Below are 12,485 nucleotides of genomic sequence, written 5' to 3'. Positions count from 1 at the left end.
GCCCGCAGTAGGCCGCGCTCCATCGAAACGTTGACGCGCTCCAGCGCCGTGTCGGCCGGAATGTAGGGCACCGGCAGCAGAACCGCTCCGGCGGCGATCGCTGCGATCACATCGGCGCGCTGCCGGATTTCATCCAGCGGCGCGGGGGCAACGTTTGGTTGATCGTCGAACCAGAGGTCAAGCGCCTCGGTCGCGGCGGCAGGAATGCCGTTCCAGTCATCGGCAGCGGCAAAGCAGCCGGGCAGGTCGGGGAATGTCAGGCCAAAGGCGCTGTTTCCGTCCTGGTGAACGATAGCGGTGTAGTAGCGCATGGTCAGGGTCCATGTGGTTGAAGGGCTGAAGGGGCGATGGTTGGCCGGGCTAAAGAAGCCCGGCCTGCTGGTAAATGCTCCTGACGGTTCCGGCTGGCAGGTCTTTCTTCGGGTGGGGCAGGATCACCGTTCGATCCCCTTTCCGAAGCTTGAGGTGTGATCCGCGCTTGGACACTTCCTCGAAACCGGCGTCTTTCAGAACCTTCAAGAGCTTTCTGGAGTTGGTCTCTAGCTCCATCGCCCCTCCTTTCATGTGTATATAAATACACATATGCGCGCCTAGCGTCAAGAGAAATGCGCAAATATGTGTGTAATTTGGTGGGGCATTTGCCGGTGCAGGCAGCCTGTGGGTGACCACATGTATCTCGAATCAGATCATTCGTGATTTCCAGAATCGCCGCCGACGGCACCACGCTCACGATCAACATCGAGGTGCTGATCGGAGCGGTCGTGGCCGCATTCGGGCTGTCAGGGGCCGTGTTTGCGAGGTGGGGGGTGAGGTAGCGGATGGCGATTCGCCCGAGGGTGAGATGATCAATCCTCGGGCGAATGGGCGGGAAGTGGCCTGTGATGTTACGGCATCGTAGGCGCAGCAAACCGGCGATAGCGGCCGTTCATGCACACCATATGGATCGACGCACTGCGCAGTGAGCGGCAATTGCAATGGTGAGAGCCGAGACATTCCAATCGCGCGTGAGTACCATGTCGAACAACACCCTCATTGAAAAGCAACTGGATGGCAGCATTGTTTTGTGTCTGCTGGCGACCGCGCCTGAAGGTCTGCGTGGTATCCCAGATCATCTCGGAGTCAAAGTAGATCGCAAGCGAGGCCTGTCGCTTGAGCTATAGACTGGACAGTTTTTGATCGTGTAGTGCGGCGAGGTTGATCCGCTCATTATGCCCAGCTACCATTTTGCCTTTACCAGATGATTCCCTCCTGGGGTTTCCGCAACAAAACTGCGTCTATGTCATGCAGGCAGCAGAAAAAAGCCTACGCACAGGCTGCTGACGTCGTTCAAGAGCCGCTATCGGCCCAGCCAGATTTTCGTCGTCGATTACTTCCGGCGACACAGTAGGGCCAAAGCACCCGTCAGAGATTGCCTCACGCATTTGGCGTCGACACTCTTTCCTATCTCTCGAGCTTCCCAAGCCATTCCAATAAATTTCAACCTGAAAATGAGCAGTCTGCCCGTGCTCAGGCCTATACTTTATCATCGACGTGTAGGTAGTAAGCTTCAAGTCTAGGGCAGACTTGGCATAGAAATCATAAAATCCAATATAGCGCTTCATCGGGTCTGGAAAAACGCCATTCAGTGCGAGGTAACGGTTGTTCTTTACCGCAACCGTAGCTTCCCCATATTCATGCACTTGACTAGGCTCGCACAACTGGAAGCGAGACGCGACCGACATCACATAATCGTTGCTTTTCCCGATTTGATCGAACTTTAGGAAGTTTTCACGATCCAGCCTGTCATCTTTAAAGTCTTTAGGCGTTTCCATTGTGCGAGCGAAGATGTCGTAAGGGAGCATTATCGAACCGAACCAGACCTTACCTCTGCGCCAAGAGCATTCAGCAAAACAGAAATATCGACATGGCCGTCATGCGTCAGGGGCTCGGAAGTAGAAAATTGTGTGCCTGGCTTCCTTATGCGCAACTCAACTTCTTCATTGTCAATGCATAGATACTTCTTCAGGCCAAATTCTTCCCAGGTAAAAAGAATTGTGTCTCCCTCCTCGTTAATTACACGAGGGGCGTCGAGTCTGCTATTCGCCTGTATCGCCCCAAGGAGGTCGGCAGCCCTCCTCGCTACATTTGCATCCAAGTGAAAATCATGTCCATCCGGCATACGCGTCATCTGGAATACTAGCTGGTTGACTTGATCAAACAAATGCGTCTCCCAGTTGCTGCGCGGTCGGATGGTGCCGTTCACCGACATCAGGTCTGCCGCATCCCTATTATCGTTCATAATCCAGGTTCGAGGTTGAAAGACTTGGGCAGAAGAATAGGAAACTGGCATCAGCCTTACGCTGTTTGCCGACGATGAATTTCTCTCTTGCTCAGTCATGCCAGCTCACCAATATTGCGCATCCGATGAAGGTTAGCCGCCTCTTCTGTAAACGCCTTTGCCATCGCCAGAACCTGACAGCCATCAAAAAATACTGAATTCGTGGGCACGTTGTTCACATCGATTGTGGAGCGCAAGAAATACAATTCTCTTATGAGTCTACTGTTACTAAGATTGGCGAACCCGGATGCAGGTGCAATCATTTCCAATTGCTGAACCAAATCTACCGAGTAGCGAACCAATCTATTCATTTCAACCCTTGGCTCATCAATCGACTTGCGCAAGTTGAGACTGAAATCCTGGTCTGTTGCTCCCGCCAAATAAGGCAATCCAACTTTTTTGAAGAAAGCCACATTAGCATCCTCAAGGCCTGCCGCAGCATCGAGGAACGCACAAACAACAGCAAATCGGTAGACATTTGGTAAGCTCAGCGACCCCTTACGTTCGAGCCCGCCGATCACTGAAGCGAACGCATGTTGCGCATCCATCATCGGGAACAGCCCATCGGTCGGGTCGGCCGCAGGCTGAATGAACAGATCAACCCTTCCTGGCGACACGTTTAAGGTATACTTCAGCTTCCCCTCAACGCGAGTGGCGGAACTCAAGAAGGGCATCTGTGGGCTGGGAACGCGGTTCGATTGTACAGTGTCAGCGTCAAGCGCGAGGATGCCCTTCATCAGCGTGTCAGCCATCATTGTGGAAGTGTCCACTACGAACCAAGCAAACTGAACGGATTGTGCTGAAAAATCAGTCATGTCTTCCTCGGCTGGCTGAGAGTCACATATGAACGCTCAACCTTTTTTCCAACCCTTTTTGTGCGTTGCCTTCGTCATAAGTACAAGCAGTTTTTCTAACCGTCGGTGGAGCGCGCCGCCCAAGCCTCTTCAATTGAACAACTTATGCCCACAGTTGGCCGGCGTCCAACAAGCACATCCCTCGCGCTGCCAGCCCAAATGTGCCATTGGCGGCGTCACGCCAGAGGCCGAAGGGAAAATGCGGTGCCAGACCTGTGGGCTGACCCATCCGCGTGTCGAGGTCTATTGGGCGCCCGGTGCGTTCAAGATGCCGAGGCGGTGAGATTGCGATCTGGCCCGGCCGCCACCGAATTTTTGTGATTTCCGGTTTGCACCGCCCCCATAAGCCATTGACGCCAAACAGCCCCGCGCGTAGCCAATTTGCAGGAAAGTCCTGCAAATTCATGGGGCGGCAATGGTTTTGGGTACCGTAGGTCGAGAGTTCGAATCCCTCCGCCCCGACCACTTGCTATGCCCTGCCTGTTGGATAGGGGCCATGCAGATCTTTGAAGGCATCATCTCTGATCGTGGATCGCGCTACGCCGTGTCGGGCGGTCCTTGTGCGTCCGAGGCCGATGCGAAAGATTTTATCAAGACCCTGAAGCGCAACAAGAAATTCGCCAAGGCGACCCACAACACGTGGGGGGTGCTTCTGGCGGAGGGGCCGTCCAAGAACGACGATGGGGAATCCGGCGCCGGGGCGATCATCCTGCGGATGCTCGAGTCGGCCGGACTGCGCAACCACATCATCGTTGTGACTCGCTGGTATGGTGGCAAACATCTTGGAGGCGATCGCTTTCGTCATGTTCAGGATGCCGTGCGGATCTATCTGGAGTCGCGTTCAACCTAGGGCGGTTCTCGTCGCAACCATCGGCGTGCCGCCGTTCCGCAACCTATCCGACAGCACCGGCCTGCAACCTGGCGCGCTTTGCCAGAGTCGGGCACTGCCGCCCGTCACCGCAGGTGATACCGGCCTGCGGCAGGGCGCGATTTCTCGTGCGGAGGCGCCCAAAATCGCGTGAAAGCGAGTTAAAAGTTTTACAAAACGAAAATATTCAACCATTATGCGCAAAGCGATGGAGGCCATTGTGCAGCACCGGACACTGCCCGACCTGATTGATGTGTTCATCATCGGCGGCGGGATCAATGGATGCGGTATCGCACGGGATGCGGCGGGCCGTGGGCTGTCTGTCGTGCTGGCCGAACAGGCAGATCTGGCGCAGGGCACGTCCTCTGCCTCCACCAAGCTTTTCCATGGCGGGTTGCGGTATCTGGAATACTTCGAATTCCGCCTGGTTCGCGAGGCGCTGGAAGAACGCGAGACCCTGCTGACAGCGATGCCGCATATCAGTTGGCCAATGCGATTCGTGTTGCCGCTGCATCCGACCATGCGGTTTGACACCGATACCCCTGCCAGCCGATTGATGGCCCGGCTTCTGCCCTGGATGAAGGGGCGCCGCCCGGACTGGATGATCCGACTGGGCCTGATGATGTATGATCGGATGGGGGGGCGGCGCATCCTGCCTGCCACCCGTACACTCGACCTGCGCCAGGATCCTGCGGGCCGTGCCTTGCGCCCGGAGTTCACCAAGGCGTTCGAATATTCGGACTGCTGGGTGCAGGATTCCCGTCTGGTCGTTCTCAACGCGCGCGACGCTGCCCTGCGCGGCGCACATATCCTGACCCGCACCCGCGTGACCAGTGCCGTCCCCGAAGATGGTATCTGGCGGATCGAAACGAGCGGTCCCGACGGGCGCAGCGTTCACCGGGCCCGCACGCTGGTCAATGCCGGCGGGCCATGGGTGCAGAACATCCTGCACGACGTCGTTCGTGAAGACAGGCCCACGACCATTCGTCTGGTGCGCGGCAGCCATATCGTGACCCGGCGGTTGTTTGACCATGACCGCAGCTATTTCTTTCAGGGTCGGGACGGGCGGATCATCTTTGCCATTCCTTACGAGCAGGATTTCACGCTGATCGGGACCACGGATCAGGATCACACCGGCACCCCGTCCGATGCGCGTTGCTCGGCGGCAGAACGAGACTATCTTCTTGCCTTTGCGTCGACCTATTTCGCGCGCCCGCTCAGCGCCGCAGATGTCGTGTGGACGTATTCCGGTGTCCGTCCGCTCTATGATGACGGTGCAAGCTCTGCCACTGCGGCAACGCGGGACTACGTTCTACAGCTTGAGCATCCAGGCGGTGCAGCGCTGTTGAATGTGTTTGGCGGCAAGATCACCACCTATCGGCGGCTCGCTGAATCGGCCCTGACGAAACTTTCGCCCCTGTATCCCGGTTTGCGCGGCAACTGGACCGCAGGCGTGCCACTGCCGGGCGGCGATTTTGCCCATGACGGCGTTCCGGCGCTGATCGCCCGTCTGCACGCGACATATCCCTGGCTGGGGGCCGATCATGCCGCGCGTCTGATCCGCCATTATGGAACCGACAGCTTTGCGCTGCTGGGCACGGCCGGGTCGTTTGCCGATCTCGGGCGCGACTTCGGCGCCACCCTGACCGAGGCCGAGGTGCGTTGGTTGATGCGACACGAATGGGCGCATACCGCAGACGATGTTGTCTGGCGACGCACCCGCCTTGGCCTGCGTCTGCTGCCCGGTCAGATTGCGGCGCTTGGCTCCTGGATGCAGTCCGAGTGATCGCCCTGTGCGCTGATCCAGATGCCTTCAGGGGGTGACGTGCCTGCAACGGGCCTGAGCGGGCCGAAAGCCCACCGCCCGGCTGATCGTTCGTGCCGGATGCTGGATGCATCCGGCGGCTGTCCCGCGTTAGACTGCCCGTGTCGCAACGGAGGCGCCGATGACCCATATCCTTGCCATTGACCAGGGAACCACCTCTTCCCGATCAATCCTGTTCGACGCGGCATTGCGGCCTGTCGCCCAGGCACAGCAGGAGTTTGCGCAGCATTTTCCGGCGCCCGGCTGGGTAGAGCATGATCCCATGGATCTGTGGTCCAGTGTCGCAGCCACGGCGCGTGCCGCGATCGAACGCGCGGGCACCGGCGTCCATGACATCGCCGCCATCGGCATCACCAATCAGCGCGAGACCACCCTGCTGTGGGATCGGGCGACCGGCAGGCCGTTGCACGCGGCCATCGTCTGGCAAGACCGTCGCACAGCCGGGCGCTGTGCCGATTTGCGGCAGGCCGGGCATGAGGCGCTGATCCGCGCGCGCACGGGTCTGCGGCTGGATCCCTATTTTTCCGGGACGAAGCTGTCCTGGCTGCTTGACCATGTTCCTGGTGCCCGCGAACGGGCCCAGCGTGGCGAACTTGCCTTCGGGACGGTCGATAGCTGGCTGATCTGGAATCTGACCGGCGGCAAGGTGCACGCGACGGATGTTACGAATGCCTCGCGCACGATGTTGTATGATATCGGCCAGGGTGCCTGGGACGCCGAGATTTGTGGCCTGCTGGATATTCCTGCCTCCGTGTTGCCCGAGGTGAAGGACTGCGCCGCTGCCTTTGGCACGACACGGGCAGATCTGTTTGGCAGCCCGATTCCCATCTTTGGCGTTGCGGGCGATCAGCAGGCGGCAACGATGGGCCAGGCGTGTTTCCGCCCCGGCATGATGAAATCCACCTACGGCACCGGGTGTTTTGCGCTGTTGAACACCGGAACCCGGCAGGTTGCTTCGTCGCATCAGTTGCTGACAACCATTGCGTATCGGCTGAACGGCCAGACGACCTATGCGCTGGAAGGGTCGATCTTTGTCGCTGGCGCCGTGGTGCAATGGCTGCGTGACGGGCTGCGGCTGATCCGCGACGCGGCAGAGACCCAGCCACTGGCGGCGGCTGCCGACCCTGCGCAAGGCGTTGTGATGGTGCCTGCCTTCACTGGTCTGGGTGCTCCGTACTGGCAGCCAGAGTCGCGCGGGGCGATCTTTGGCCTGACGCGCAACTCTGGCCCCGCCGAACTGGCCCGCGCCGCGCTGGAAAGCGTTGGCTATCAGACCCGCGATCTGCTGGACGCGATGCGGGCCGATTGGGGCGCGACCGCCCAGGGGGTGCTGCGGGTGGATGGCGGCATGGCGGCCAGCGATTGGACGATGCAGTTTCTGGCCGATATCACCGGTGCCCCGGTGGATCGTCCCACCATTACCGAAACCACTGCGCTTGGGGCTGCCTGGCTGGCGGGCCATGGCGCCGGGGTCTGCGGCGGCCCGGAAGATTTTGCCCGGCTTTGGGAGCTGGACCGCCGGTTCGAGCCCCGGATGCCGGCAGCGACACGGGATGCTGCCTATGCCCGCTGGCAACGCGCCGTGGCGGCGACGATGGCCTTCTGACTGCCACATGGCGCCTGGGCCAAGGCGTCGGCGGACTGTGTGGCCGATCCCGCCCGCAGCGGCTCTGCCTGCAAGACAGGTGGCCGGTCAGCCGCGCTGGTTGAAGAAATCGTGGATGGTCTGGGCCAATGCTTCGGAGATCCCGTCAACCGCCATCAGATCGGACAGCCCCGCCCGCGACACCGCCTTGGCAGAGCCGAAATGCGCCAGCAATGCCCGCTTGCGTGCGGCGCCGACGCCCGGCACCTCGTCCAGTGGGGTGGCGGTCATTGCCTTGGCGCGTTTGGCGCGATGGGTGCCGATGGCAAACCGATGCGCCTCGTCGCGCAGGCGTTGGATGAAGTACAGCACGGGGTGGTTGCGGGGCAATGCCATCACCGGCTGGCCGGGGCGGTGGAATTCCTCTTTGCCATGGTCACGGTCGACCCCCTTGGCAACGCCGATAAAGGGGATGTCCTCGACGCCCAGGCCCTCCATGACCTCGCGTACGGCCGACACCTGGCCGGCGCCTCCGTCGATCAGCAGCAGGTCGGGCCAGGATGGGGACGCGCGGTCGGGGTCTTCTTTCAGCAGGCGTTCAAAGCGGCGGGTCAGCACCTCCTTCATCATGGCGAAATCGTCGCCGGGGGTCAGCCCTTCGCCCTTGATGTTGAACTTGCGGTATTCGCCCTTCATCAGGCCATCCGGCCCGGCAACGATCATGCCGCCGACGGCATTGGTGCCCATGATATGGCTGTTGTCGTAAACCTCGATCCGTTTGGGTGGCGCTTCCAGACCAAAAGCCTCGGCCAGACCGTCCAGCAGCTTGGCCTGGGCGGTGTTCTCGGCCAGACGCCGCCCCAGGCTTTCCTTTGCATTCCGCAGGGCGTTTTCCACCAGTTCCGCCTTCTCGCCACGCTGGGGCACCGCCAGTTCCACCTTGCGCCCGGCCCGGTCGCCCAGCAACTGGCCCAGCAGATCGGGGTCTTCGACCTGATGTGACAGCAGGATCAGCCGGGGCGGTTCCTTGCCATCGTAGAACTGCGCGAGAAACGCTTGCAGGATCTCCGGTTCCTCGGCCCCGGCCCCGGTGCGCGGATAGAAATCGCTGTTGCCCCAGCTTTGATGCGCCCGGATGAAGAACACCTGCACACAGGCTTGTCCGCCTTGCAGGTGCACGGCCACAACATCCGCCTCGGCCACGCCGCGCGGATTGATGCCTTGCGTCTGTTGCACATTGGTCAAGGCACGGATCCGGTCGCGCAAGGCCGCTGCGCGCTCGAATTCCATCTGCTCGGAGGCGCTTTGCATCTGTGCGGCCAGTTCTGCTTGAACATGGGTCGTGCGCCCTTCCAGAAAGCGTCGGGCGTCCTGCACCAGATCGGCATAATCGGTCTCGCTGATTTCGCCGGTGCATGGCGCGGAACAGCGGCGGATCTGATGCAGCAGGCAAGGACGGCTGCGCGAGGAGAACATCGCATCCGAACAGTTGCGCAGCAGAAACACCTTTTGCAACTGGCTGAGCGTGCGGTTCACCGCGCCCGCGCTGGCAAAGGGGCCGAAGTAATGCCCCGGCGCCGATCGCTTGCCCCGGTGCTTGGTGATCTGGGGAAAGGCATGGTCGCCAGTGATCAGGATGTTCGGGAACGATTTGTCATCCCGCATAAGCACATTGTAGCGGGGCTTTAGCTGCTTGATCAGGTTCTGTTCCAGCAGCAGCGCCTCGACTTCGGTGCGGGTCGTCAGGAACATCATGCTTGCGGTTTCGTCGATCATGCGGGCAATGCGGCCCGAATGCCCGGAGGGGCGTGCATAGTTCGACACCCGCGCCTTCAGGTTGCGCGCCTTGCCGACATACAGCACTTCGTTGGCGGCGTTCAGCATCCGGTAGACGCCGGGAGAACTGTCCAACCCTCTGACCAGCCGTGCAATCAGGCCATGGCCGGTGGCCAAGTCCTCAGCGGGTTGATCGGGTGTTCCGGGGTGTTCGTCCTGCATGGTGATTCCCGCTGCCTGTCCCCTTCGGCTGCCTGTTCCGGCACGATGTTTCAAGTAGAAAGCTGTCCACGGTTTCTGTGGATAACTCTGCGGAGAACTTTTGGGGACAGGAGAATTTCCCTTGTTTTCGGCCCTGTTCCTTGAGTTGCACAAAAAATAGGCGCAAACTTAACTGATTGAAAATGCTTTATAATTATATTCGACCTGATCAAATGCTTGATCCGAATGACAGAATCGTTACCCCCTGATGACAGGCGTCCCGCTGGTGCACAAGTCAAGGCCGGACCTTAGGTCAATCCGTCACGCCGGCCGGGTTCCGCTGTGCGGCCCCGCGCCAGGGCGTCTCAAGCCGGGGCTGCGTGCCAAGCGACAGAACCTGTCCCGTCACCACATGCGCCGACAGCAGCCATGCAAGGAACTGCGTCAGATCTGCGGGTGCAGCGGGCGTGCAGGCCACCGCGTTCAGCCGCATCTGCGGCGCCAGCGATAGCGCCGCACCGCGCAGCCAGCCAAGCAGCGCATCTTGCGCGCCATAGCTGCCATCGGGGCCAAGTCCGGGAACCAGGGCGGTCTGGGCAAGGATGAACACCGCCTGCCCGGATGCGCGCAATTCGCCTGTATCGTCGGAAACGGGGGGCGACAGCCGGGCGGCCATGGCCTCGACCAGGCGGGCAGGGGCAAGGCAGATGTTCTCGAAGGCGCTGGCAGGATCGGCGGCGCTGTCGGGGGCGACGAAGGCCAGAAGCTCCTCGTCCCCGGACAGATCGGCACTGGTCGCCGACCCGTGCCGGCGGACGCTCCATCCCTGTGCCGCCAATCCCGTTGCCACGGCATCCGCGACCGCCCCCGTTCCGATCACGAGCGATTGTCTGTGCATCCTCAGCCCCTTGGTTCCGGCGGGGTGCAGTCGCAGGGGCCCTTGCCGATCCTGGGTCGCCCGCAACGGGCGCAGGTGCTTTGCGAAATGCGGCGCCTCGGGTCGCGGCGCCGCAGCCGGAAGCCGCCGAAGATGCCCAGAACACCCAGCGCGACAAGCAGGAACAAGGCGGCCTTGATCATCATGTCACAATCCGATCCGTGCCCACAGCGCGCGCTCCTCTGCCACTTCGGCCACGGCTTCGGCGCCGGCCCGCAGGCCAAAACGCGACAGCCAGCCACGGCGCTGACCATAGGGTACAAGCCGCACCTTGTCGCCGTAGATCTCTTTCATTTTCGGAACCAGATGCCCGATGCCATCGGCCAGCCCCAGTGCCACCGCCTGGCGCCCGGCCCAGAACGCCCCTTCGAACAGGTCCGGCGCCTCGTCCTTGGCCAAACGGTCGCCCCGCCGTTGGGTGACATGGGCGATGAAGGCCTGATGGATCGGGTCCAGAATGCCGCGCAGACGTGCCAGATCCTCTGGCGTCTCGGGGCGAAAGGGATCGGCGGTGCTTTTTGACCGGCCAGCGGTATGCACACGCCTTTCGATCCCGTGACGGCTGATGAATTCGGGAAAGCCGAAACCCGCCGAAATCACCCCGATGGAGCCGAGGATAGAGCTTTCGTCGGCCCAGATGTCGTCTGCCGCACAGGCGAGCCAATAGCCACCCGACGCTGCCGCATCCTCGACAAAGGCATGGACGGGGATCTTCCGTTCTTCTGCCAGCCGCCTGATGCGCGCGGCGATCAGCGAGGATTGCACCGGCGAGCCGCCCGGCGAATTGATGACCAGCGCGACGGCACGCGGCTTGCCTGCCTTGAAGGCGCGTTCCAGCAGCGGGGCAAGGGCGGCATCGTTCAGCCCCGCGCCAAAGCGACCGGCGGCCCCGATCACACCGGAAAGACGGACAACCGAGACGCGCGGGGGCTGCGGCAAGAAGGGAATGAGATGCTTCATGGCATCCGATGTAAGGCGGCCCCGCAACAAGGACAAGTTCGGCCCGCCAACTATCGCGGCAGGCGATCTGCACGCCTTGGCGGTATTTCCCACGGTATCCGCCGCCCGCCTGCGGTCAGCCGGGGTTGCAATCCGCCGACAGGCGCGTTGAATGGCCGGACGTGAACCGGAGATGACATGATCACCAGAGTCCTGATAGACACCGATCCCGGCATCGACGACGCCGTGGCGCTGCTCTATGCCCTTGCGACGCCTCGGATCGAGGTGCTGGGCATCACCACCGTGGCGGGCAACATCGGCCTTGATCGCACCACATCGAATGCGCGCCGCATTCTGGCCTTGATGGGGCGGGAGGATATTCCGGTGCACGCCGGAGCAGCCGGGCCGCTGAGCCGCAGCGGAATCGAAGTTGCCGATATCCATGGCATGGACGGTCTGGGTGGGGTTGAATTTCCCGCGCCGGGTGCAAAGGCCGGGGACGATGCCGTCGCCTTTCTGGTCGAAACGCTGATGCGCGAACCAGCGTCTGATATCGTGCTGATGGTCCTTGGCCCGATGACAAACATTGCGAGGCTGTTCCGCGAAAATCCCCTGGCGGCCCGACGGGTAGGGCGGATCATTGCCATGGGCGGGGCGATCCGCGATGCGGGCAACATGGGCCCGCGTTCGGAGTTCAATATGGCGGCCGATCCCGAGGCAGCGGATATCGTGCTGGGATCCGGGCTGCCGATCGTGTTGATCCCGCTGGACGTGACGCGGCAAGTGCGCGCCACCCTGGACGATTGCGCGCGGTTGTCTGCGGCGGGCACGCCGCAGGCCGTCTATTCCGCACGATTGATCGAAGCCTATTTCCGCTCCACCTCGGCGTCCGATGCGTCAAGCCGCCCGCTGCATGATCCTTGCGTCATGTTGATGGCCACGCACCGCGAGCTGTTCCGGCTTGAGGCGATGGGCCTGTCCGTCGATCTGGGGACATCGCCGGATGCCGGGGCGCTCAGTCCCGAAAGCTCCCGGATGCTGGTGCTGACAGCGACCGAGGTCGAAGGACGCGCGGCGGTCGAACATCTGATCGCGGGGCTGTCCTAGGGCAGGGTTCGACGCAGGGCGACGACCTTGATTGGCAAGGTCGCCTGCGCCTTCCGGCAAGGCGCGGCCCGGATCC

14 protein-coding genes and 1 pseudogene are annotated in these 12,485 nt (G+C 61.3%); 5 read left to right on the top strand and 10 right to left on the bottom strand.

Going from position 1 to position 12,485, the window contains the following annotated elements; all coding sequences use genetic code 11:
- On the bottom strand, positions 1-311 hold a 311-nt coding region (locus BW970_RS13835; RefSeq protein ID WP_076532308.1), incomplete at its 3' end, for a type II toxin-antitoxin system HicB family antitoxin.
- Between the two features lie 49 nt (positions 312-360).
- On the bottom strand, positions 361-549 hold the full coding sequence (locus BW970_RS13830) for a type II toxin-antitoxin system HicA family toxin (RefSeq protein WP_188475563.1): 189 nt from the start codon (positions 547-549) through the stop codon (positions 361-363).
- Between the two features lie 143 nt (positions 550-692).
- Between BW970_RS13830 and BW970_RS21245 the strand changes: the two genes are divergently transcribed.
- Positions 693-815: a hypothetical protein gene (locus BW970_RS21245; RefSeq protein ID WP_268235100.1), complete on the top strand. Its 123-nt coding sequence runs from the start codon at positions 693-695 to the stop codon at positions 813-815.
- 191 nt (positions 816-1,006) lie between these two features.
- Here the strand turns inward: BW970_RS21245 and BW970_RS21335 are convergent.
- From BW970_RS21335 to BW970_RS13815, 4 genes and pseudogenes are all read right to left on the bottom strand, one after another.
- Positions 1,007-1,154, bottom strand: a pseudogene (locus tag BW970_RS21335) (IS5/IS1182 family transposase); the annotation flags it as partial.
- A 120-nt stretch (positions 1,155-1,274) separates the two neighbouring features.
- Entirely contained in the window at positions 1,275-1,841 is a 567-nt protein-coding gene (locus BW970_RS13825; protein ID WP_076532304.1) for a hypothetical protein, read from the bottom strand.
- Complete coding sequence (locus tag BW970_RS13820) at positions 1,841-2,377, bottom strand: hypothetical protein (protein ID WP_144038952.1); 537 nt, start codon at positions 2,375-2,377, stop codon at positions 1,841-1,843. Before BW970_RS13820 ends, BW970_RS13825 begins: the two co-directional genes overlap by 1 nt.
- On the bottom strand, positions 2,374-3,132 hold the full coding sequence (locus BW970_RS13815) for a hypothetical protein (RefSeq protein ID WP_076532301.1): 759 nt from the start codon (positions 3,130-3,132) through the stop codon (positions 2,374-2,376). Before BW970_RS13815 ends, BW970_RS13820 begins: the two co-directional genes overlap by 4 nt.
- A gap of 535 nt (positions 3,133-3,667) precedes the next feature.
- Here BW970_RS13815 and BW970_RS13810 point away from each other — a divergent pair.
- The 3 genes from BW970_RS13810 (at position 3,668) to glpK (ending at position 7,470) form a co-directional block, all read left to right on the top strand.
- Positions 3,668-4,021 (top strand): YigZ family protein, encoded by a 354-nt coding sequence (locus tag BW970_RS13810; RefSeq protein ID WP_076532299.1) that lies wholly within the window; start codon positions 3,668-3,670, stop codon positions 4,019-4,021.
- A gap of 226 nt (positions 4,022-4,247) precedes the next feature.
- Positions 4,248-5,825 (top strand): glycerol-3-phosphate dehydrogenase, encoded by a 1,578-nt coding sequence (glpD, locus tag BW970_RS13805; RefSeq protein ID WP_076532384.1) that lies wholly within the window; start codon positions 4,248-4,250, stop codon positions 5,823-5,825.
- 160 nt (positions 5,826-5,985) lie between these two features.
- On the top strand, positions 5,986-7,470 hold the full coding sequence (gene glpK / locus BW970_RS13800) for a glycerol kinase GlpK (protein ID WP_076532297.1): 1,485 nt from the start codon (positions 5,986-5,988) through the stop codon (positions 7,468-7,470).
- 87 nt (positions 7,471-7,557) lie between these two features.
- On the opposite strand, the gene uvrC is transcribed toward glpK, so the two are convergent.
- From uvrC to BW970_RS13780, 4 genes are all read right to left on the bottom strand, one after another.
- Positions 7,558-9,447: an excinuclease ABC subunit UvrC gene (gene uvrC / locus BW970_RS13795; RefSeq protein WP_076532295.1), complete on the bottom strand. Its 1,890-nt coding sequence runs from the start codon at positions 9,445-9,447 to the stop codon at positions 7,558-7,560.
- A gap of 292 nt (positions 9,448-9,739) precedes the next feature.
- Positions 9,740-10,324: a Rossmann fold domain-containing protein gene (locus tag BW970_RS13790; protein WP_076532293.1), complete on the bottom strand. Its 585-nt coding sequence runs from the start codon at positions 10,322-10,324 to the stop codon at positions 9,740-9,742.
- A gap of 2 nt (positions 10,325-10,326) precedes the next feature.
- Positions 10,327-10,509, bottom strand: a complete 183-nt coding sequence (locus BW970_RS13785; protein WP_076532291.1) for a hypothetical protein — start codon at positions 10,507-10,509, stop codon at positions 10,327-10,329.
- Position 10,510: 1 nt separating this feature from the next.
- Positions 10,511-11,323, bottom strand: coding sequence for a S49 family peptidase (locus BW970_RS13780; protein WP_076532289.1), 813 nt, complete (start codon positions 11,321-11,323; stop codon positions 10,511-10,513).
- Positions 11,324-11,500: 177 nt separating this feature from the next.
- Here BW970_RS13780 and BW970_RS13775 point away from each other — a divergent pair, with 177 nt between their 5' ends.
- Positions 11,501-12,409 (top strand): nucleoside hydrolase, encoded by a 909-nt coding sequence (locus BW970_RS13775; RefSeq protein WP_076532287.1) that lies wholly within the window; start codon positions 11,501-11,503, stop codon positions 12,407-12,409.
- Positions 12,410-12,485 lie beyond the last annotated feature (76 nt).

Source organism: Gemmobacter megaterium, from assembly GCF_900156815.1.
GTDB classification, from domain to species: domain Bacteria; phylum Pseudomonadota; class Alphaproteobacteria; order Rhodobacterales; family Rhodobacteraceae; genus Wagnerdoeblera; species Wagnerdoeblera megaterium.
This window is presented reverse-complemented; position numbering and strand designations above follow the sequence as displayed.